This window comes from Brevibacillus sp. WF146 (assembly GCF_001673705.2).
Lineage (GTDB): Bacteria > Bacillota > Bacilli > Brevibacillales > Brevibacillaceae > Brevibacillus > Brevibacillus thermoruber.
The window spans coordinates 2,136,618-2,159,096 of record NZ_CP109943.1 but is presented as its reverse complement, the minus strand read 5'-3'; the positions used below and the strand labels follow the sequence as shown (position 1 = coordinate 2,159,096).

The window sequence follows — 22,479 nt, the reverse complement described above, 5'->3', positions numbered from 1 at the left end:
CGGATATCAACTCAATTTGTGTCTTTTTTGTGTAAAATTCTGAATTGTGTCTAGCGCTCGCTCAGCGAGTTTTTCGTTCTTCTCCCGCTTGTTGCGAATGCGTTTCGGCAGCTCGGGGACAAGCCCGAAATTGGCATTCATCGGTTGGAAGTTGTTCGGATCGGCGGTGGTGATGTAGCGAGCCATGCTGCCCATTACCGTCTCCGGTGGGAGGACAAGCAGTTCCTCTCCCTTGGCAAGCCGGGCCGCGTTCAAGCCCGCCAGCAGTCCCGATGCGGCCGACTCCACGTATCCCTCCACGCCGGTCATCTGTCCGGCGAAAAACAGCGTGTCCCGCTCCTTGTACTGATAGGTGGGACGAAGCAGCTTGGGCGAGTTGATGAACGTGTTGCGGTGCATCACGCCATAGCGGACGATTTCGCAGTTTTCCAAGCCGGGGATGAGCGAAAAGACCCGTTTCTGTTCCGGCCACTTGAGATGCGTCTGGAAGCCGACCATGTTGTACAGGGTGGCCGCGCTGTTGTCCTGGCGCAGTTGAACGACGGCAAACGGCTGCTTGCCGGTGCGCGGATCGATCAAGCCCACCGGCTTCAGCGGACCGAACAGCATCGTCTGACGTCCCCGTTTGGCCATCACTTCAATCGGCATGCAGCCCTCGAAGTAGATCTCCTTCTCAAACTCCTTGAGTGGGACCTCCTCCGCCGTAATCAGCGCTTCGTAAAAGCGGTTGAACTCCTCTTCCGTCATCGGGCAGTTGAGGTAGGCCGCTTCTCCCTTGTCGTAGCGGGACGCGACAAACACCTTGTCCATGTCGATGGAGTCCCTTTCGATGATCGGCGCAGCCGCGTCGTAGAAGTACAGGTACTCTTCACCGGTCAGCCCCTTCAGCTTCTCCGACAGCGCCGGCGAGGTGAGCGGGCCGGTGGCGATCACCACGATGCCTTCGGGAATCTCCGTCACTTCCTCGTTCACCACTTCGACCAGCGGGTGGTTGCGAACGGCGTCCGTCACATACTGGGCAAATTCGTGCCGATCCACGGCCAGCGCACCGCCGGCCGGAACGGCGCACCTGTCCGCCGCGCCGATGATGACCGAGTCAAAGCGGCGCATTTCTTCCTTTAATACGCCCACCGCGTTGGTCAGCGAATTGGCCCGCAGCGAATTGCTGCAGACCAGCTCCGCAAATTTGTCGGTATGGTGAGCGGGCGTCTGCGTTTTCGGCCGCATTTCATACAGTTTTACGCGGACGCCGGATTGGGCGATCTGCCAGGCCGCTTCACTGCCCGCCAACCCGGCACCCACCACGGTTACGTACGGTTGTTCATTCATGCTGGTATCCTCCACACGTCCTCAGGAATCGGCTTCTTCCTGGTAATCGCATCTGGTGCAGGCAATGCTGACGCCCTGCTTTTTCCGCTTCTTTTCGACGAGCATCCCGCCGCATTTCGGACAAGGACGCGCAATTGGTTTGTCCCACGAGACGAAATCGCATTCCGGATATCGGTTGCAGCCGTAAAAAATACGGCTCTTCTTTGATTTACGTTCAATGATCGATCCGGTTTCACACTGCGGGCAGGCGATGCCGATTTCCTTGACGATCGGCTTGGTGTTGCGGCATTCGGGGAATCCGGAGCAGGCGAGAAACTTCCCAAAGCGCCCCAGTTTGTACACCATCACCCGGCCGCACAGTTCGCACGTCTCGTCGGATTCTTCATCCTTCAGCTCCACTTGTTCCATCTGCTCCTCGGCGACGGTGACCCGCTTGGCAAAATCCTGGTAAAAGGCGTCGAGCACCTTCACCCAGTCGGCGATCCCTTCCTCGATGTTGTCCAGGTCGGATTCCATGTGGGCGGTAAACTCCACGTCCAGGATTTCGGGGAAGAACTCTTCGATCAGGGAAATGACGATCTCCCCCAGTTCGGTCGGGACAAACCGCTTCTCCTCCAGCGCCACGTAGCCCCGTTTTTGGATCGTCTCCAGGGTCGGCGCGTAGGTGGAGGGGCGTCCAATCCCCAGTTCTTCCAGGGTCTTGACCAGCCGTGCCTCGGTGTAGCGGGGCGGCGGCTGCGTAAAGTGCTGGGCCGGTTCGATTGCCTTCAATTCCAGCGTCTGCCCCTCTTCAATCGGCGGCAGGAACGTTTCCTCTTCCTTGCCGTCGTCGCTTCCTTCAATATATACCTTCATGAAGCCGGGAAACTTTACCTTGGAACCGGTCGCCCGGAACGTCACTCCGCCCGCCTCGATGTCCACGCTCATCGTGTCCAGCACCGCCGACGCCATCTGGCTGGCGAGGAAGCGCTCCCAGATCAGCCGGTACAAGCGAAGCTGGTCGCGGCTCAGCACATCCTTGAGCTGGTCCGGCGTGCGCATCACCGAGGTCGGCCGAATTGCTTCGTGGGCATCCTGGGCATTCTCCTTTTTCACCTGGGCACGCGGCTCGGCCGGGACGTAATCGGCTCCGAAGTGCTCCAAGATGTACGCTTTGGCTTCCTCTTGCGCCGTCACCGAAACGCGCGTGGAGTCGGTACGCATGTAGGTGATCAGACCGACCGTACCTTCCTTGCCGCCGAGATCGATCCCTTCGTACAGCTCCTGCGCGATCCGCATCGTCTTGGCCGTCCGGAAGTTCAGCTTGCGGGCCGCCTCCTGCTGCAGCGAGCTGGTGATGAACGGCGGCGCGGGATTGCGCTTGCGCTCCCGTTTGGTCACCTTCTGCACCACGTACGGCTGCCCCTGAATGCGGTCCATCACCGCTTTGACGTCCGCCTCCGACTTCAGCTCCATTTTTTCGTCGCCGTATCCGTAGAATTTGGCTTCAAACGGCTTGCCGTTGCTCAGGAGCGTGCTGCTGATCGTCCAGTACTCCTCCGGCACGAACCGCTGGATTTCCCGCTCGCGGTCGATGATCAGCTTGACCGTCACCGACTGGACGCGCCCGGCGCTCAGCCCCTTGCGCACCTTTTTCCACAAGATCGGACTGATGTTGTAGCCGACCAGCCGGTCCAGGATCCGCCGCGCCTGCTGGGCGTTCACCAGGTCCATGTTGATGTGACGGGGGTGTTTAAACGCCTCCTTGATGGCGTCTTTGGTAATCTCGTTGAACACCACGCGCAGCGGCTGGCTCATGTCCAGCCCGAGGTACTGCGCCAAGTGCCAGGCAATCGCCTCCCCTTCGCGGTCCGGGTCCGCCGCCAGGTATACCTTTTTTACTTTCTTGGCGGCGTCCTTGAGGGTTTTGAGCACGTCCCCCTTGCCGCGAATGGTTATGTATTTCGGTTCAAATCCTTTCGATACGTCAACACCCATCTGGCTCTTTGGGAGGTCGCGCACATGGCCCATGGACGCTTTCACCATATATTTGCTTCCCAGATATTTTCCGATCGTTTTCGCTTTCGCTGGGGATTCGACAATCACAAGCGTGTCAGCCATTTATTTCCTCCCCTTTCAGTAAGGAATCTCCCCTATTATTAAATATGCTTATCCGATTTGTCAAACACCTGCAAGGCCTGATGCTGCGGGAGGAAATCGGCCGGGGTCACCTTCTGGCGAAATAGCCTCCGGGCAAGCTGACAATGAAGCCGCCTGTTTCCAGCGTAAGCAAGGTCTGATGAAGCCGCTGCCGTTCCGGCGGCGCGAGCGCATCGGCCAGCTCGTCGGCGTGGACGGGCTCGCAGCCGATCAGCGCGAACACGTTGCGTTCCTCTTCTCCCAGCTTGGCACTCCCTTCTCCGGCAGGCTGACGGTCCGTGACAGGCTGCGCCTCCGGCCATGCACCCAATTCCTCCAGCACATCGGCCGCGTTTGTTACTAGCTTTGCACCTTGTTTCAGCAAGTTATGCGGACCCGCGCTCACCTCGGAAAAAATCGGCCCGGGGACGGCAAACACCTCCCGCCCCTGCTCCAGCGCACAATCGGCCGTAATCAGCGATCCGCTGCGTTCCGCCGCTTCCACGACCAGCACGCCGAGGCTCAGCCCGCTGATGATCCGGTTTCGCTCGGGAAACAGGCCCGGCTTCGCCGGAGTCCCCGGCGGATACTCCGAAAGAAGCAGGCCGCAAGACCCAATCTCCGCGTAGAGCGGCCGGTGAAACGCGGGATACACCTGATCGATGCCGCAGCCCATCACCCCGACGGTCGGAGCCCCGGCGCCGAGTGCCGCCTGATGCGCTTCGGCGTCAATCCCGTACGCCAGGCCGGAGACGATCACCATGCCGGCTTCGGCCAACTGTTTGACCAGGTGGCGGCACGCCGCCCGTCCGTACGCGGTCGGTTTGCGGGCGCCCACGACACCGATGGCCGGCCGCTTGAGCAGCGACACATCCCCTTTGTAAAACAAGGCCAGCGGCGGGTCCGGAATGTGCCTGAGCAGCGGGGGAAACTCGTCTTCCCAGAAACATACGAACGAGATGCCGCCGCGGATTCGTTCCCGCTTCGCCGCCAGCACGGCGGCCGGCGCAAGCGCATCGGCCCATGTCTGCGCCTGCCTGGCACGGACGCCGCTCTCCTCAGACACCGTCTCCCAGTTGACCGCCGCTTGCGCGAACGATCCCCAGCGCCGGTACAGCTCCCGCAGCTTTTTTCGCCCCAGTCCGTTCAGCCTGATCATCGCGTACAGCCAATCCCGCTCTTCCAGTCGATCACTTCCGCCCTTCACCCGACCGCCTCCCGTCTTTTCCTGTTTGTCCGGCTGCATCTGCCGAGACGTTTCGCCTGCTATTGTACACGGAGACAGCGGCGGGCACAAAAAAGAAAGAGGGCAAGCGTCCATGCTTGTCCTCTTTCGGCACCTGAAAACCGGCCGGATTGACTTACTTGTTCATGACTTTTTCCAGCAGGCCGCGCTCTTTCAGCACTTCCACCAGCGTTTCGCCGATGACCGCCGGCGTTTTCGCCACGCGCACGCCGCACGCTTCCAGCTTGGCGATCTTCTCGGCTGCCGTTCCTTTGCCGCCGGAGATGATCGCACCGGCGTGGCCCATGCGTTTTCCCGGAGGAGCGGTTTGACCGCCGATAAAGCCTACAACCGGTTTCTTCATGTTGGCCGCGATCCATTCAGCCGCTTCTTCCTCGGCGGTACCGCCGATTTCCCCGATCATGATGACCGCTTCGGTATCCGGGTCTTCGTTGAACAGTTTCAGCACGTCGATGAACTCCATGCCTTTTACCGGGTCTCCACCGATACCGACGGCCGTGGACTGACCGATACCGCGGGTCGTGGTTTGATGTACCGCTTCATAGGTCAGGGTACCGGAGCGGGATACGATGCCCACTTTACCCGGGGTGTGGATGTAGCCCGGCATGATGCCGATTTTGCACTCGCCCGGCGTGATGATGCCAGGGCAGTTGGGGCCGATCAATTTGGTCTTTTTGCCTTCCATGTAGCGTTTCACTTTCACCATGTCGAGAACCGGGATGCCCTCGGTGATGCAGATGACCAGATCCAGTTCGGCATCGACCGCTTCCATGATGGCGTCGGCCGCGAACGCCGGCGGAACGTAGATGACCGACGTGTTGGCACCGGTTGCTTCTTTTGCTTCCGCTACCGTGTTAAACACCGGAACCGAAACGGTGCTGCCGTTGTCCAGCGTGAAATCGACAACCGTGCCGCCTTTGCCGGGAACTGCCCCTGCAACCATTTGGGTGCCGTACTCCAGACCGCCTTTGGTATGGAACATACCGGTTTTACCGGTCATGTTCTGGGTGATTACCTTTGTATGCTTGTTCACGAGAATACTCATCGCGTAATTGTCCCACCTTTTTCATCGCGTATAGATACTTCTCGAAAATGCCTTTTCTCCGTGCGTCCGAGACTGCGCCTTATTTTACCAGCGCTACGATCTTCTCAGCGCCATCCGCCATGGAATCGGCCGCCACGATGTTCAGCCCGGATTCGCTGAGGATTTTCTTGCCGAGGTCCACGTTGGTGCCTTCCAGACGGACAACCAGCGGACGATCCAGTTTCACTTGTTTCGCAGCAGCGACAACGCCGTTAGCGATGACGTCGCATCTCATGATGCCGCCGAAGATGTTGACAAAGATTCCTTTTACTTTCGGGTCTTTCAGGATGATCTTGAACGCTTCGGTTACCTTTTCTTCGGTAGCGCCGCCGCCTACATCGAGGAAGTTGGCCGGTTCGCCGCCGTAGAATTTGATGATGTCCATGGTCGCCATGGCCAGGCCGGCGCCGTTTACCATGCAGCCGATGTTGCCGTCCAGGGCGATGTAGGAGAGGTCGAATTTGGATGCTTCGATCTCTTTTTCGTCTTCCTCATCCAGGTCGCGCAGCGCGACGATCTCAGGGTGACGGAACAGCGCGTTGCTGTCGAAGTTCAGCTTCGCGTCAAGCGCCATGACTTCGCCGTCGCCGGTTACCACGAGCGGGTTGATTTCGGCGATGGAGCAATCTTTTTCGACAAATGCCTGGTACAGGCCCATCATGAACTTGACGGCCTTGTTTACCAGTTCGTTCGGAATATTGATCGCAAACGCCAGCTTGCGCGCTTGGAACGGCGTCAGGCCGGTAACCGGGTCGATGACTTCCTTGAAGATTTTTTCCGGCGTGCGGGCTGCCACTTCTTCGATTTCGGTACCGCCCTCTTCGGAGGCCATCATGACGACGCGTCCTGTCGAACGGTCAACCACAAGACCGACGTAGTATTCCTTTTTGATGTCGCAGCCCTGCTCAATCAGGAGGCGTTTTACCTCTTTGCCCTCCGGACCGGTTTGGTGAGTAACCAGAACCTTGCCAAGAAGCTCTTGAGCATATGTACGGACTTCGTCGAGGCTTTTCGCCACTTTTACTCCGCCCGCTTTACCGCGGCCGCCGGCGTGGATTTGCGCTTTCACGACGACTACCTGCGTGCCCAGTTCCTTGGCCGCTTCCACCGCTTCATCCACGGTGAACGCCACGCGCCCTTCGGGAACCTTTACACCGTACTGCTTCAGTATCTCTTTGCCTTGATACTCGTGAATGTTCATTCTCCATCCTCCTAATGGCAAATAAAGATCGGCAGGTTCGCCCCGGCACAAGGTTTTTCGGCCAGTCACAAAACTGCCTTTATCAGTGCAACGTAACTATTCTACGACAAAAATCGCAAAAGTGGTAGTGATATTGACATGTTCTCTTCTATCGTGACCAGAAGACGGAAATTTCATGAGGATTCGGCTTACTTTTTTGCACGCAAAAGGGTCAGCAGTTCGTCGTCCAAGCGCTCGTGGGCATACCAGTTGTCGTTGAAGCGAATGTGGCGGTCGTAGACGTGCACGGTCACTTCGCTCTCTTCGACGGAAAAGATGAGGCGGTAGCGCTCGTTGCCCGGTGACTTCGGCTGACCGGCAAGCGCCACGCCGCCTTTCAGCAGCCGGACGCACTGATGCGCTTTCCCCTGCTCCACCGTCGTTTCCGTCGCGCTTTGCTCGACAGACGCCACGCGTGCGTCCCCGGACGGCTCCACGCGGATTTTCGACGCCAGAAACAGCCTGTCAAACGCATCACCCACCGTCCGCCGCGGCGGCAGCCATTGGGTGAGCTGCGAAAACAGCGAACCCTGGATGCTGTAGTAATGAGTTTCCCGGCCGAATGGAATGGACACCAGTGTCGGCGTCAGCATGGTGATATGCAGGGAGCGTCCCCTTGTATCGATGCGCAGCCGGTAATGCGGATACAGCGGGTACTGATCGATTTCCTTGTCGCTCAGCGGGGTCGCGGCCGCAAGCATCCCCTGGAGAAATTCCGCCTGGGTTTTGCCGAGCGTAACCGTTTGGCCCAGGTCTTCGGCGGAGACCACCGCCGTTTGGACCGCTGCCGGCAGCAGCCCTTTTCCCGCCTCCCGATGGATCCATTGGTAAAAGCGGTCGGCTCCCGGCCCGCGATAGGTATTCTCTCCGTACTGGCTTGCCTGCTTGCCCACTTCCACCACCAACGGGGCCAGCTTGTGCCGGTAGAGCACCAGTGTATACCGGATCTCGTCCCGCTTCAGGGGCTGCGGGGAAACCTGCAGGTCTTTTCCCTGCTCGGGAAGTTCCTTGAGAAATTCGTCCAGGGCGAGGGGGACTTCCTGACCGTCTGTGGAGAGCACGGTTACCTTTTCCACGGCTCCCAGATCGGCGTCCAACTGCTTTTTCATGTCGGACTCCGTTCCTTTGACGCCCTCGGAGCAGCCGGCCATCAAAAGACCGGCCATCAGTACCGGAAACACATACGCACGCAAGGTCCTTTTCATGCAGGTATCCTCCCATCGTATTCGCTGGCTTGGCAGACGTTCCTACAAAAGCCCCAATCGACGGCTGATTTCACTGCCCAATTTGCGCTTGACGTATATTTCGCCGATCTGGTGCGGGTCCTTCACGATGACCGAGCGGTTGTTGGTGCGAATCGCGACGTATTTGTCGCCGTTCTTGTCCAATCCGCAAACCAGTTCGGATCCCACCTCGACGAAGATGGCCACGACGTATTTGTCCTGTACCTTTTTTAATGAAATCTTTGGAAACGGCGAAAGAAACGGTGTCGTTTTGTCCTGGATGTACTGGGTGATGGCCAGCAGGTACTTGTCCGGGTCACCGTACTGTTTCAGCTCGTGGTTGACGCCGATGATCTCGCCCTCGTCGGAGATGCCGAGGAACAAGTTGCCGTTGTTGGAGTTGGCGAACGCCACCACCGATTTGATGATGCCGCCTTTGGACAAGAGAAAATCGCGCTTGAATTCGATCATGTCGTTTTCGCCAAGCTGTGCGGCGACCACCGGATCGTCCACGCGTCCCAAATGGCGGAAGCGGCTGATCGCTCCCAACCGGTAGACGTATTCCTCAAACACGTCGGCCGCAAGCGAAAGGTCGTCCAGAAACGCGTCCGCCTTTTGCCACAGCTTGTAGGTTTGCGGCGAAAAACACATGTCGAACACCACGGTGCTTCCCAGCGACCTGATGTTCATCCCGATCGCGGCCGGCTGGGCGGGCGCAGGCACATACGGCTGCCCGCTGTCCACTTCCAGCACGCCGCTGTACAGCAGGTAGTCGAAGTAATGGCGCGGCAGCCAGGCGTTCGCCTTCAGCAGTTGGCGCACCGGCTGGGGCTGCTTCGACAGGTGGTAGAAGTCAAAATGCACGGTGTGTTCTTCCAGCTTTTTGACGACAGCCAAAAAGGTACAAAAGTGGCGCATGATTTCCCTCATTTTGGATGCGGTAGTTCGCAGGTCTTATTTTATCGCAGGGCTCCAGGGCTTGACCAGTTTTTTTCTCCCATGGGGCCGGGGCGTGGGGTTGTGTCCCACTGCCAGCCGATGACGGATTGCGCCCGGCGCTTCCGCCGTATTTTCGGAACGGCCTTGCCGCCGCCCCGCTTTCATCTGGTCCTGGTTCTTTCGTAGGATGAGCTGCTGCGTCAACGGGAGTCCGTCTCCCCTTGTGCGATGCGAAACGTTTCCGGCGGTGCTGTTTATTTGCGGACAATTTTGAAAACATCAATTCTCTTGTTAGAATAGTATTGCCAACCAGTCGGAGTAAAGCATTTTTTTGCTCCGCTTGTTTTTGCTCTCCCGCTTCGCCCCAAAGAGAAAGCCGGGCAGACGCCCGACTGTCACTTCACCCGTACCGCTGTTCCCGTCGCGATCACCATCATCATGCCTTCGCGCAGCGTTTCGAAGTCCAAATCCACGCCGATGATGGCATTTGCCCCCAGGGCTCTCGCTTTCTCCGTCATTTCCCGGATCGCCAGTTCCCTGCCTTCGGAGAGCTTGTTCTCGTACGCCCCGCTGCGGCCGCCGATGATGTCGGTGATGCCTGCCAGAAAGTCGCGGACCACGTTGGCCCCCAAAATCACTTCGCCGCTGACAATGCCCAGATACTCCTCAACGTCTTTGCCCTGCAAGGTGCTGGTGGTTGAAATGAGCATGTGAATGCCTCCCCCTATGGATCATGTTCGATTTCCTACTACTATTACGGTTGGGGCCGCGGTTTGGTTGCACACTTTCCCCACACAGCGCCGGAAGGGCTATTCCTCTCGTCCTCCACAGAAGCGGCGTGGCGCAGGTTTTGGCGTTTTGACACGGCATCCGAGACGTTGGGGATCTGCTTTCGCTCGCGAACCCCCGCTTACCGTACCTGTGGGCTGTCCGCCTGCTGCCGTTCGTTCGCGGCCACGTCCGCACGCTTTCCTTTTCTGCTTTCCCGTTGCAGGTTACGATTGTTGCTGTTGTTGTAGTTGTTGTTGCTGTTGTTGCAGTTGTTGCTGTTGCTGGCTATGACCAAGTGCTCCTTCTTGCAGATCCTGTTTGGATTCCTGGATAAATTGATTGATTTGCTGTTTGGCCGCCTGATTCTGCTGTCCCTGCTGCTGACAGGGCACGGCTGGTGGCGCCATTTGCTCGCGGGTCTGCTGCATCGCCTGCTGAACGTCCTGCGGTCCATGCTGCCGGGCTTCGTTCTGCGGCTTCTCCTGCAGGCCAATCCCGGGAATGTCCGCCCCGGGATTGCTTACGAACAGATCGCTGAACGGATTCTCTTCTTCCCGTTCGTGATTCATACGGATCCCTCCTTGTCCATGAACAGACAGACATTGTTTTCGATACAGAGTGTATTCGTATTCGTCAAATTGCGGCCGCCTATTGTCGGCCGTTTCACCATTCAAGGGTAAACGTGATCCATCCGGCAGGGTCCCGGCAGCCAACTGCCGCGGGAGGAGTGGCCAACCAAAACAAACAAAGGGAAGCCCTCCTCATTTGAGAAGGGCCATGCCGCATTATCCCTTCATCAGCTTTTCAATCCGTTTCAGGTTTTTCTTCTGTTTGCACGCTTCCTCCTGCTGTGCCGACCACGGTGTTTCGTACAGCTTCTGCAGTTCAGCCATGATCTTTTTGTCGGAGGAAACATGAACCTTTGCCTGAGGAAACGCGGCTTTCAATTTTTGCGCCACTTCTTTTTCAATGGATTCCAATCGGAGGCGATTAAAGTTGCTCACGTGGATGGCGACGTCCAATTCCTTGTCGATGTGCACGGCAACCGCGTGGTCAATGCCGTCCACCTGTTCCGCAATCGATTTCGCTTGTTGTTCCCCATCAAAATGGCGGATCGGTGTCGGCTTGCAAAGAGGATCTTCTGCCGCAGACTTGGCTTTCGTCTCCGGTTTGGATGGCTGGGTACAGCCGGTTACCAGCAGGAACAGGGACAACACACAAAGCAAGGTACGCAAATCGAAACCTCCCTATTTCAAATCGCATACCCATACCCTTCCCCTGAATATCTTTTGTATGAATAGAAAATCTTGCATTACCGGCTGCAGAAACGGTGTTGTCGACGCCGGCCTCCTGGCCGTTCATTCGCGGGTGACCACGCGGCCAAATGCCCTGTGACGCAGTCAGACCACGGGCAAACCGTGTTGTTGTGAACGGTTCGCCCGTGGTCTTCTCTTCGCGCCTCCACCATATCGGCCAAGTCCAGTCCCGGACGGATGTTTCCCCTCCGATACGCTCGGCACGTTTTTTCCACAGATTTTGTAACCGGTTTCATTTTCATGAAAGAGTAGTCGCAGCTTTTACTGAAAATTGCCCTTCGTTTCCGGAATGATCAGACTGCCCACCAGATACAAGAGGAAGAGACCAATGGAGAAATACGCCAGGAAAAAGGGAATCTCCGACGTTTGACCGCTGGCCATTGTCACGAACGTGGGCATCATCCCGCCGATGGCAAAGCCCATGTTCCAGGACAGTCCGGTACCCGTCGAACGAATTGCCGTCGGGAACCGCTCGTTTAAAAAAATCAGGACGGGCGCGTACGAGGCGTTCCCGAGAAACGCCAGTCCCATGGCATAGAGCGCAATCCGCGACAAATCCTGGGCGGCTGCCAGTTCCGTATACAGGTACGGAAGAGCCATCAGATTCAGGATCCCCAGAAGAACAAACGTTTTCTTTCTGCCGATGACGGTGCTCAGATGACCGAGCGCGACGGAAGCGATGATGGCAGCAATGCTGCTGGCGGCAAGTATCATGGAGGCTGTCGTTTGCGGGACATGGTTGATCACGTTCAAAAAGGTGGGCAGATACCCGGAGGTCAAGTAGTACGCTGATCCCCCGCCAATCACGATCAACAAATTGACCAATAAAACCGGCAGGTATTTCGTAAACACCATTTTCACCGGCGACTGCTGGCCTGCCGGTTTCGCTGCCTGCTCGTTCTTGTGCTGCACCCAGAGCGGTGATTCTTCCAGCATGCGGAATACGAACAGTCCGAGAACGGAGCATAGGATGCCGGTAAAGAACATGAAGCGCCAGCCCCACTCGCTGAATGCCTCGCCGGGAAACAGGCTGGACAAGACGAAATAGACGATGGAAGCGAGCAGCGCACCAAGACCGGCACCGCCTCCGCCGACAAGACCGGACATCAGGCCGCGCCATTTCTCCGGCACGGATTCCGTCCCGATCGTATGCGTGGAGGCGACGACCCCGCCCACGAACACCCCTTGAATGAGACGAAGAATAATGAAGAGAATCGTTGCAGCGGCGCCGATGTGAGCGACCGTCGGCAGTACGCCAAACAGCGCGGTCGAAATCCCGACCCCCGACACGGCCACCACCATGGCCCGTTTTCGGCCGTTGCGATCGGCATAGGAGCCAAACAGCGCCGAACCGAACGGACGCAGCAGCAGTGTCACGGCAAAAGAAGCGTACACCGCCGCCAAGGAAAGCGTGGGATTGTCTGCGGGGAAAAACAGCTTCCCCAGCACCGGCGTAACGTACAGCAGAATAAAGAGGTCGTACAAATCCAACGACCATCCCAAAAGGGAGGCCAAAACGGCCGTGATCATCTGCTTTCTCCCGACCGCTGCCGGCGGCCGTCCTTGGAGAGAAGAAACCCGCTGAACCTGCATTTCCGCATTTGCACTCATACGTGACCCACCTTTCCGCAACCCCCAAAATGTCAACAGTCATATGGAAACTTCAGGAAGCGGCGTGAGGCCCACTCCCTGAAGTCGTTGGCTTATTCCCCTGTGAAGTTCGGTTTTCTTTTCTCGTAGAACGCTTCCACCCCTTCACGGAAATCGCTCGTGCTGCGCAGCATGCCGTACGCATAGCCCTCGATTTCCAGACCGGCGCTGAGGGGCCCTTCCTGCGAAGCGTTCAACACCTGCTTCAACACGCGCATCGCCAGCGGCGAGAAGCGGGTCAGTTCCGCTGCAAGCGCCTCTACCGCGGCATCCAATTCCGCTTGCGGCACCACCTTGGTGACCAGTCCCCACTGGTAGGCTTCCTCAGCCGGAATCCGACGCGCGCGCATGATCATGTCCTTGGCCCGGCCCAGTCCGGCGATTCTCGCCACGCGCTGTGTACCGCCGCTTCCCGGGATCATGCCCAGGTTGATTTCCGGGAGCGCCAGCAAGGTGGTATCCGACGCGATGCGGAAGTCACACGCCATCGCAATTTCCATCCCGACCCCGAAGGTATAGCCCTGCAGTTGGGCAATGACCGGCTTGGGCGAACGTTCCGGCGCGGCCACGCATTTATGCAGGTAGGACAGCTCTTCCGGATGACGCTCCAGGAATCCGCGGATATCGCCTCCGGAGGTGAAGGCCTTGTCCCCGGCGCCCTTGATAATGATCACGCGCACGTCGTCGTCCCTGTTTACGTGGTCAAAGATTTCACTCAGGTGAGAGCGGGCGATAAAACTGACCGTGTTCATTTTCTCCGGACGGTCCAGAATAATGGTGGCCGTCTGCTTCTCCTTGTTCTTTTCCACACGGATATGGTCCCACTGCGTTTCATAAACGGTTTGATTGGTGATTTGCATCAGGATGCACTCTCCTTCATCATGGGTTCGGATTGGGTATACTCGCCGGATCGCAGCTTGCGGCGCAGTATTTTTCCAACAGGGCTTTTCGGCAGTTCGGCGACCCAGACGTATCGGCGCGGCCGCTTGAAGTTGGCCAGATCCGGGCTTTCCTTGCAGAAGGCGTCCAGCTCTTCCACCGTCAGGGAATGATCGCTCGGGACGACAAAAGCCGTAACCACCTCGCCCCAGCGTGAATCAGGCAATCCCACCACGGCGACCTCGGACACTTTGGGATGCTTGGCGATCACATCCTCCACTTCGATCGGGTGTATGTTTTCTCCGCCGGAAATGATCATGTCGTCGACCCGTCCGACCACATACAGGTCACCGTCGCTGTCGATCACCCCCATATCCCCGGTAAAATACCAGCCGCTGCGAATCGCTTTCCGGTTCGCGTCCGGGCGTTTCCAATAGCCTTGAAACGCTTCAATCGACGCTAGATTGACGATGATTTCGCCAGGTTCGCCGACCGCGACGACATCGTCCGGCGTCGATTTGCCGTCCGGATCGGGAACAACGACCCGAAGCTCCTGATGGATGCCCGGCTTGCCTGCGCATCCCGGTTTTTTGTCCAGATAGTCGCACACGGAAAACGTATACACTTCCGTGCTGCCGTAGTGGTTGACAAAGACGTCCGGCTTCAATTCCCGGAAGCAATCCTGCACCAATGCGGTCGTCATGGCGGCGCCGGCGTACCCCAGTTTGCGCAGTTTCGACAAATTGTACTTTTTAAAATCCGGGTGATATAATAAATCGTGCAGAATCGTGGGTACCAGATAGACACAGGTGATTTCTTCCTTCTCCAGCACCTCAAGGGTCAGTTGAGGGGCGTAATCTGGTATCATTACGATTTTCCCGTTGAGGAAAGCCATCGATAGGAGGGAGCGGATGCCCATCGTGTGATACAGGGGCATCACGCCTATCGTGCTTTCCTTTTTTTCATAGCGGTTCTGGATGATGTGGGCCATGGCGGCGCCGTATTCATTTCGATGAGTACGCGGAACCCCTTTGGGCCGTCCGGTGGTTCCGGACGTGTACAGCATGAGACAGTAGTCGTCATCCGAGATGAGCGGCTTTGCCCAATCGGCACTTTCGCTGGCGGCCAACCGTTCATACGTGACCTCGGCGCCTGCGGCTCCCAGCACGCCGATTCTGAGCGGGCTCCACGAGGCAGTCGCCTGCAGCACCGCCTCCTCGGAGGCGGGCTCATACACCACCGCCTTCGCCTCCGCGTCCTCGATGCAGTACCGCACCTCTTCCGCCGAAAGCCTGAAATTGATCGGCGTGAATACGGCCCCGATCTTTTGAACCGCCCAGTACAGCGCGCTCATTTCCAGGCGATTCTTGAGAACGAGCACAATCCGGTCCCCTTGAGCGATCCCCAGTGACTGCAGACCGGCCGCAATGTTCGTCGTAAGCTGGTCGAATTCCCTGTAGGTAAATCTTCGCTCGGCTTCCACAATCGCGGTCCAATCCGGATGCCGGGAAACCGCGAACTGAAAAAGGCTACCCAAATCCATACCATCATCACCTACCTGTCCTTTTGCTCCTTGGCCACCTTCGCGATCGCTTCAACGATGCCCTTGTAGCCCGTACAGCGGCACAAATGGCCTGACAGCATCTCCTCGATTTGTTCCGTCGTCGGGTCCTGATGCTCCTCCAAAAACTCCGCGGCCGACATGAGAATCCCCGGCGTGCAGAATCCGCACTGCAGCCCGTGACATTCCGACAAGGCATCCTGCAGCGGGTGGCGGCTGCCATGGAGAGAAAGCCCCTCCACCGTGGTAATCTCGGCGTCCGCAGCCTGAACGGCAAACATCAGGCAGCTCCGAACCGCGGCACCGTTTACGCGTACGGTACAGGCCCCGCACACGCCATGCTCGCAGCCGACATGGGTACCGGTCAAACCGCAATCTTCCCGGAGAAAATCGCTCAGCAGCCTGCGAGGCTCCACCTCTTCTGCGTAAAGTTTTCCGTTGATTCGGACGCGGACGAGGACTTTTTCATGTTTGGCTGCCTGAATCATGGTTCCGTCCCCCCTCCCAGCTTTTGCAGCGATCGCTCATAGGCGTTCCGGATCGCTCGCTTGGTGAAAACCTTGGCCAGATGCAGGCGGTATTCGCGGGAGGCATGAAGATCGCCCTCCGGATCGGTATTCTCGGCCGCGATTTGTCCGGCTTCCTCCAGCAGGGCATCCGTCAGCTTTTCTCCCAGCAGCACATCCATGGCCTCCTCGGCGATCATCGGAACGGCATCCACGCCGCCGATCGCGAGACGTCCTGCCGTGATCGTTCCGTCTTCGTCCGTATCGAGCAGACACGCTGCGGCGACCAACGCGAAATCGCCGTGTCTGCGGCTGAACTCCACAAACGCATAGCCTTTCGGAAGCGTGTCGACGGGAATCTGAATTTCCGTCAGCATTTCCGTGGGAGCGATATCGGTGGTCAAATAGGTGATGAAGAAATCCTGCACCGGCACTTCTCTCGTCTCTTCCGCACTCTGAATGATCGCTGTCGCATCCAGCGCGAGTAGCGAGAGCGGTATTTCCGCCGTCGGGTCGGCATGCACCAAACTGCCGCCGACCGTGCCCCGGTTGCGGGTCTGCACATGGCCGATAAACGGGACCGCTTCGCTTAACAAGGGGGCGACCTCCTTCACGGTCGGCGATTTTTCCAGGCTTCTCTGCCGGCAGAGCCCGCCGATTTTGAGTATGCCTTCCTCCAACCGGATGAAGTCCAACTCCCGCAAGCCGTTGATATCAATGACATGCTCCAGCGACGACAACCTCATGTTGAGGATCGGGATCAGGCTTTGTCCTCCGGCAATCAACTTCCCCTCGTCTCCGCAGTCCTGCAAAAGCTGAAGGGTCTCCTCCAAGGTGGAAGGGCGGTAATAATTGAAGGAAGCCGGTTTCATCTGTCTCCCCCCTTTCGATGATCGTGAGCCTTACGCGATTTGCTGTCCGCGCTCCAGGTTTTTCTTGATTTTTTTGAAAAAATCGCCGATCAGCAGTTTGGCAACCCCGCCCAGCATGCGCTGGCCGATCGCCGCCACCTTGCCGCCCACCTCTGCCTGGTAGGTATAGGTAAGCTGCGTCTTGGACTCGTCCAAGGGGGTCAGGTCGATGATGCCTTCGGCGTCCACATACCCCGGGCCGCCCTCGCCGTGTACGACCAGCTTGAAATGATGCGGCGCCTGCACCTCTTCGACGGTAATATAGGCGTCGTATTTACCTTTGACGGCGGCAATCCCCACGGACAGATCGGCGCGGTACTTTCTCTCACCGACCAGTTCCATGCTTTTGCAGCCCATGATGCACTCGGTCAGCACCTCGGGGTCCATCAGCTTGTGAAATACGTGCTCGATCGGTCCGTTCAGCTCGATGCTTCCATTTCCTGTCATGGTATGGCCTCCTTCGTGTTTATGCGGTGATCTCCATCTTCTGCTTGGCGTCCTGGATCAATGTCCAAATCCGGTTGGGCGACAGGGGCAGGGTGTCAATCGTCACGCCCAACCCGCTCAACGCATCCTCCACCGCATTGGCAATGACCGCAGGGGCGCTCATCGTGTTTCCTTCTCCCAACCCCTTGGCTCCCAGCGGCGTCAGCGGTGAAGGGGTCTCCAAATGCTTGATCGTAATCGGCGGAATCTCCGGCGCTGTCGGACAGAGGTAATCCATAAAACTGCCGGAGAGGAACTGCCCGTTGCGGTCATATGCGAGCTCCTCATACATCGCACCGCCCAGGCCGTGAACCAGGCCGCCCAATATCTGCCCGTCCACGATCAGCGGATTCAGCAGTTTTCCCGCATCGTGTACGGTCGTGTAATCCAGAATCTTGACTTCCCCCGTCTCGATGTCCACCTCAACGGTGACCGCATCCGCTACAAATCCGTACGTGACGGAGCCGTTCACCTGATCGTTCTCATCCGGCGGCATTGAGGAAGGGATGGTGTAAAAAGCGGTTTCGTGTATGCCCGGCTCCATCCCCGGCGGGAGCACGTCCGGATTCCAGTGCGTGGAGCCAATCAGGCGCTTCAAGGAAATCTCCCGCCCGGGGGTATCCTTCACCGCGATCCTGCCATGTTCCAGCACAAGCTGATCAAGCGGGACCTGCAGCAGTTCCTGCGCAATGTGAAGCAGTTTTTGACGGACCTTGTGGGCGGCTTGATACACCGCACTGGAGCCGATGGCGGCGAAGCGGCTGGAGTAGCTTCCTGACGCGACCGACCAGGGACTCGTCAGCGTATCCATTTCGGCGACCACTTTGACGGTCCGGGGATCCACCCCCAGCACCTCGCCGACAATTTGCGCCGCCACCGTTTCGTGTCCCTGCCCGGTCGGCGTTGTGCTGATGCGGACGGTGATTCCTCCCATCGGGTCGATGGAGACCGTCGCCCCTTCCGCACAGCCCGATTTCGGGAGCGACTTTGCCCGCTCCTCGGGCGTCAGGGCGATGGTGATGTAGCCCATGTTGGACCCGGAAGGCTCCACGATGCAGGCCAGCCCCATTCCCAGATACTTTCCTTCCGCTCTGGCCTGCTTTTGTTTTTGCCGAAACTCGTCGTAGTTCACGATGTCCAGCAGCATGTCGAAAGCCTTCCGGTAATCCCCGCTGTCGTAAACGCCTCCGCTTGGCGTGGTATAGGGGAATTCCTCGGCCCGAATCAGGTTTTTGCGGATCACGTCCGCCGGGTCCATCCCCAGCTTCTGAGCGATCATGTGCATCAGCCGTTCCAGCGGGAAATACAACTGCTGCCCCCCATAGCCGCGAATCAAGCCGGTTGGGCTCTTGTTCGTCATCACCGCGATCGTTTCCATCTGCAAATGCCGGATGCGATAGGGGCCGGTGGTGTTGGAATGGGTGCGGTACAGACAGGCCGGCTCCGGGGCGCGCACATAACCGCCCACGTTGTCCACCATTTTCATCTTCAATCCCGTTACGGTGCCGTCCCGTTTCACCGCCGCCTCGATCCAGGTCACCCGGTCCGTACCGCTGGAGCTCGCAGCCAGATGCTCCTGACGGTCCTCGATCCATTTGACCGGCACCCCGGCGATCCGCGAGGCAACCGCCATGAGCACCATGTAGGGATAGACGCCGGATTTGATGCCGTAGCTCCCGCCTACATCCTTCGGGATCATGATGCGCAGCCTGTTGCTGGGCGTTCGCAGGGCTGCCGCCATCACCGACTGCAGGGTAAACGGTCCGTGAAAATTGGACCAGATTGTGTACTGCTGTTCACTCGGGTCATAGTGGGCGATGACCCCATACGTCTCAACCGGGGTTGCACTGTACTTGGGATAGAAAAACGTATGCTTCACTACGAGATCCGCCTGCCGGAACGCTTCGTCCACATTGCCGTAATGAAAGTGGCGGTGATTGGCGATGTTGCTGCCCACCTCTTCATGCAGCACGGGAGCGTCCGGCTCAAGCGCCTTCTCAATGTCCACCACGGCGGGTAGCTGTTCGTATACGACTTCGATGGCCTCCAGGGCATCTTCCGCCAGATAGCGGTTCTTGGCGATGACCACGGCTACCGGTTCCCCGACAAAACGCACCTTGTCAACCGCCAGGGAATAGTACTTCACCGGGGCCGTGACGCCGACCGGAAACGGATTCGTCAGCGCCGCGATGTCCTGCCCCGTTATCACGGCCTTCACGCCGGGCATCCGCTCGGCCTTCTCCGTACGGATTTCCTTGATGCGCGCATGCGGATACGGACTTCGCAAAATGGCCGCCTGATGAATGTTCGGAAACGGATTCATGTCATCGATAAACGTGCCGCGTCCTGATGTTAAACGGATGTCCTCCACTCTCTTCATGGGTTTTCCGATGTGTTTACAGTCCACGAATCGCACCCTCCCTTCTCGTGACTCGCTCATAATCTTCCCACGTATCGATGTCCTCCAGGGGAGGAAGGGGCACGTCCACCCATTGACGCTCGTCCCCCGAAGCCTGTATGAGCTGTTTGGCGCCTTGGTCCCCCGTGATGTGCAGCAGGTGGGGAAACCATTTCCGATCGAACAGAACCGGATGCCCCGGCTTTCCGCTGTAGGCCGCCTGGATGATCGAGGCGGATGAACGCGCATAGGCATCGATCACCCGTTCGATGACAAACGGCTCGATCTCGGGCTGATCCGCCAAGAGAATGAGGGCGGCCGAGGCATCATGGGGCAGGTTTTCCACCCCTTTGACCAGAGACGTGCTCATTCCCAGATGAGCCCGTTCATTCCACACCACCCAAACTGGCAGATTCCACAGATGATGCTGCACCTCGGGCATCTCAGCGTTGGCAACCACCATCACCCCCGCGGATTGGACTTGCGCCGCTTTTTTGGCTACCTGCCGGACCAGGCTGCCGTCCCGGTACGGCAGCAGGATTTTGGGCAATCCCATCCGCCTGGAATATCCCGCAGCCAGAATGATGATCCACACCGCCGGAGAAGCCCTCACGTCAGACACTCTCCTTCATCGGCACGGATGAAAACAGGTCCCCTGTCCTTTCGTGAATCGGGCCCTTCCGCAGCCGAAGCGGCATGCCGCTCCGCCTGGTTCTTGCACAAATCATTTCCGAAAGAATGCTGAACGCGATTTCCTCCGGCGTTTCGGCCCCGATGTCCAACCCGACCGGCGAATGAAACGCTTTCATTTTGAGCGGATGCAAGCCGATCGCCTTTCGATTCGACTCGATCTTCTCCAGCAGCTTTTCTGTTCGGGCACGCGGCCCCAATATGCCCAGATACGCGATCGTGCGCGTGAGCATCTCCGCGAGAAACAATTGATCCTGCTCGAAGTGATGCGTCATGATCACCACGTTGGTCTCTTCGTCCACGTCCAGAGGAGGGACGGTCCCCATTGGCGCCACGATGATCTCATCCGCATCCGGAAATCTGTCCGTTGCGGCAAATGCGGGGCGGTGATCCACCACCGTCACATGCCACTGCAGCAGCTTCGCCCCCCGCACCAGCGGGATCGCATCCGGACCGGCACCGAAGATCACGAGCCGCGGCACTCTTCGAACCGTGTGGATAAAGCACTGGACCCGGATCGTTTCCCCGCCGCTTCCGGACTGGTCGATCCACGCCAGGCCCGAGCGGCCCGCTGCTCGATACTGTGCCGCCCGCTCGGCAATTTCTCCCCATCCGTGCAGCGCCCCGCCTTCCTCGCGATCATGCCCCAGCGCAACCAGGGTGCCCGGAGGCAGCGCGGCGGCATCGGATGATTGAATCACCGTCACCATCGAAAACGAGCGAGGTGAGGCTGCATGCAGTCTCATCACCTGGAGCAGTTGTTTTGCCTGAGCCGGATATGTGGCAGGATGAAACGGGGCAAGCCATATCGTCAGCGAGCCGTTGCAGCCGACGCCCAATCCCCACAGCAGGTCCCCGCTCCCCCGAAAATCGTACTGGAGGGTTCGCGGCACGCCGCTCTGCATCACCTCGCGCGCGTGCTCGTAGATGTCGCCTTCGACACATCCGCCGCTGACGGTTCCGATGATGCGCCCATCCTCCAGAATCAAGCACTGCGCCCCAACTCCGCGGTAGGTGGACCCTTGCGTGTCGATAATGGTCGCCAAAACGGCCGGCCTGCCGCTGCTCCAGCATTCCTCCAACCCTTTCAGCAGATCAAGCATTTGTTCACCTCCCCGAGAATGTGTGCAGGCAGCTTTGTTTCGAGTATAAAAGCAGTCCGGATGGTTTGGTTTCAAAATTTTCTTGAAACGAATTGTAGTATTTTGCTGTAACGTGACGGCCCGACAAGCAGCGCCATCCTGCACAAAAAACAAGGAAACCTCCATCCGCCGATCGGAGGTTTCCTGATGCATTCGCGCACGAAAAACGGCTATGCGCGGTGTGCAGAATGCTGCTGGCCATGGAGAAAAACCTGAAACTGGCTGCGGTATTCACTGGGCGTTTGGCCGACCATTCGTTTAAAGGTGGTGGAAAAATAGCCGGCACTGGAGAACCCGGTGTTGTTGGCGATCACATCGATCGGCAGGGAGGTCATTTTCAACAAGCTTTTTGACTTTTCGATGCGGTACTGCGTCAGGTATTCGACAAAGGTAATCCCCGTCTCCGCCTTGAAGAGCCGGCTGAAGTGAGACGGGCTCAAATAGACCAGGCTGGATACTTCCTGCAGAGTGATCGTCTGCTGAAAATTCAACTGGATGTAGCGAATGACGGTATCGATCGGATTGCCCAGGTCGGTTTCGAATGTGGCGGGGGCTGCCCCTTCTCCCATGAAATGTCGGGTCTCTCGGCAGAGCTCCGACAGCAGCAGGCGATCGAAAGCGGCCATCAGCTCATGTTTTGAAACCGGTTTCAACAAGTAGGAAGAAAAACCGGCGTTTATGCACTCCTGAACCAAATCAAACATTTTCAAATGGGACAGTACAATGATGGGGAGCTGCGGATACAGTCCCTTCGCCATTTTTCCCAACGAGACCCCATTCATGTCCGGCAGGGAAAGATCGAGGATCATGATGGTGGGCTGCATCTGTTTCAACAAGAGTCCGGCCCGGTGTGCCGTGTCCGCTTCATGGACGGCCAGATACTTGTATGGACTCTCTTCGATGACGCAACGAACGGCTTGGCGACTTTGTTCATCCGAGTCTACGAGGAAAAGCGCTGCCAAGCGAATCCCCCCAATCTTGAAACGGTTT

Annotated in this window: 20 protein-coding genes; all 20 read right to left on the bottom strand. The window is 57.9% G+C overall.

Going from position 1 to position 22,479, the window contains the following annotated elements:
* Positions 1 to 6: 6 nt before the first annotated feature.
* Complete coding sequence (gene trmFO / locus A6764_RS10700) at positions 7 to 1,329, bottom strand: FADH(2)-oxidizing methylenetetrahydrofolate--tRNA-(uracil(54)-C(5))-methyltransferase TrmFO (RefSeq protein WP_065066542.1); 1,323 nt, start codon at positions 1,327 to 1,329, stop codon at positions 7 to 9.
* Between the two features lie 21 nt (positions 1,330 to 1,350).
* A complete protein-coding gene (gene topA, locus A6764_RS10695) occupies positions 1,351 to 3,429 on the bottom strand; it encodes a type I DNA topoisomerase (protein WP_029098937.1) in 2,079 nt (692 codons plus the stop codon).
* 106 nt (positions 3,430 to 3,535) lie between these two features.
* Complete coding sequence (gene dprA / locus A6764_RS10690) at positions 3,536 to 4,654, bottom strand: DNA-processing protein DprA (RefSeq protein WP_255309606.1); 1,119 nt, start codon at positions 4,652 to 4,654, stop codon at positions 3,536 to 3,538.
* A 154-nt stretch (positions 4,655 to 4,808) separates the two neighbouring features.
* The gene (gene sucD / locus A6764_RS10685) at positions 4,809 to 5,738 is read right to left on the bottom strand and encodes a succinate--CoA ligase subunit alpha (protein ID WP_029098935.1); all 930 of its coding nucleotides are present in this window, start codon (positions 5,736 to 5,738) and stop codon (positions 4,809 to 4,811) included.
* 79 nt (positions 5,739 to 5,817) lie between these two features.
* Positions 5,818 to 6,978: an ADP-forming succinate--CoA ligase subunit beta gene (sucC, locus tag A6764_RS10680; RefSeq protein WP_065066544.1), complete on the bottom strand. Its 1,161-nt coding sequence runs from the start codon at positions 6,976 to 6,978 to the stop codon at positions 5,818 to 5,820.
* Between the two features lie 188 nt (positions 6,979 to 7,166).
* Entirely contained in the window at positions 7,167 to 8,222 is a 1,056-nt protein-coding gene (locus A6764_RS10675) for a hypothetical protein (RefSeq protein ID WP_065066545.1), read from the bottom strand.
* 42 nt (positions 8,223 to 8,264) lie between these two features.
* Positions 8,265 to 9,158: an AlbA family DNA-binding domain-containing protein gene (locus A6764_RS10670; protein WP_065066546.1), complete on the bottom strand. Its 894-nt coding sequence runs from the start codon at positions 9,156 to 9,158 to the stop codon at positions 8,265 to 8,267.
* Positions 9,159 to 9,574: 416 nt separating this feature from the next.
* Positions 9,575 to 9,889: a YbjQ family protein gene (locus A6764_RS10665; RefSeq protein WP_035297314.1), complete on the bottom strand. Its 315-nt coding sequence runs from the start codon at positions 9,887 to 9,889 to the stop codon at positions 9,575 to 9,577.
* A 285-nt stretch (positions 9,890 to 10,174) separates the two neighbouring features.
* A complete protein-coding gene (locus A6764_RS10660) occupies positions 10,175 to 10,519 on the bottom strand; it encodes a hypothetical protein (protein ID WP_141669600.1) in 345 nt (114 codons plus the stop codon).
* Positions 10,520 to 10,735: 216 nt separating this feature from the next.
* A complete protein-coding gene (locus A6764_RS10655) occupies positions 10,736 to 11,185 on the bottom strand; it encodes a YhcN/YlaJ family sporulation lipoprotein (protein WP_065066548.1) in 450 nt (149 codons plus the stop codon).
* Positions 11,186 to 11,527: 342 nt separating this feature from the next.
* Positions 11,528 to 12,877 (bottom strand): MFS transporter, encoded by a 1,350-nt coding sequence (locus tag A6764_RS10650; protein WP_083989732.1) that lies wholly within the window; start codon positions 12,875 to 12,877, stop codon positions 11,528 to 11,530.
* Positions 12,878 to 12,969: 92 nt separating this feature from the next.
* Positions 12,970 to 13,776, bottom strand: coding sequence for an enoyl-CoA hydratase/isomerase family protein (locus tag A6764_RS10645; RefSeq protein WP_035289398.1), 807 nt, complete (start codon positions 13,774 to 13,776; stop codon positions 12,970 to 12,972).
* Positions 13,776 to 15,338 carry a class I adenylate-forming enzyme family protein gene (locus A6764_RS10640; protein WP_065066549.1) on the bottom strand — a complete coding sequence of 521 codons (1,563 nt, stop codon included), beginning with the start codon at positions 15,336 to 15,338 and terminating at the stop codon, positions 13,776 to 13,778. The genes A6764_RS10645 and A6764_RS10640 overlap by 1 nt, the downstream gene beginning before the upstream one ends.
* 11 nt (positions 15,339 to 15,349) lie before the next feature.
* Positions 15,350 to 15,844, bottom strand: a complete 495-nt coding sequence (locus A6764_RS10635) for a (2Fe-2S)-binding protein (RefSeq protein ID WP_035289395.1) — start codon at positions 15,842 to 15,844, stop codon at positions 15,350 to 15,352.
* Entirely contained in the window at positions 15,841 to 16,734 is an 894-nt protein-coding gene (locus A6764_RS10630; RefSeq protein ID WP_065066550.1) for an FAD binding domain-containing protein, read from the bottom strand. Before A6764_RS10630 ends, A6764_RS10635 begins: the two co-directional genes overlap by 4 nt.
* Before the next feature lie 30 nt (positions 16,735 to 16,764).
* Positions 16,765 to 17,220 (bottom strand): SRPBCC family protein, encoded by a 456-nt coding sequence (locus tag A6764_RS10625; RefSeq protein WP_029098922.1) that lies wholly within the window; start codon positions 17,218 to 17,220, stop codon positions 16,765 to 16,767.
* A gap of 19 nt (positions 17,221 to 17,239) precedes the next feature.
* On the bottom strand, positions 17,240 to 19,666 hold the full coding sequence (locus A6764_RS10620; RefSeq protein ID WP_255309607.1) for a xanthine dehydrogenase family protein molybdopterin-binding subunit: 2,427 nt from the start codon (positions 19,664 to 19,666) through the stop codon (positions 17,240 to 17,242).
* Positions 19,656 to 20,270 (bottom strand): nucleotidyltransferase family protein, encoded by a 615-nt coding sequence (locus A6764_RS10615; protein ID WP_083989733.1) that lies wholly within the window; start codon positions 20,268 to 20,270, stop codon positions 19,656 to 19,658. Before A6764_RS10615 ends, A6764_RS10620 begins: the two co-directional genes overlap by 11 nt.
* Position 20,271: 1 nt before the next feature.
* Complete coding sequence (locus A6764_RS10610; RefSeq protein WP_065066552.1) at positions 20,272 to 21,450, bottom strand: XdhC family protein; 1,179 nt, start codon at positions 21,448 to 21,450, stop codon at positions 20,272 to 20,274.
* A 209-nt stretch (positions 21,451 to 21,659) separates the two neighbouring features.
* On the bottom strand, positions 21,660 to 22,451 hold the full coding sequence (locus A6764_RS10605; RefSeq protein WP_051188175.1) for a response regulator transcription factor: 792 nt from the start codon (positions 22,449 to 22,451) through the stop codon (positions 21,660 to 21,662).
* Between the last annotated feature and the right edge of the window lie 28 nt (positions 22,452 to 22,479).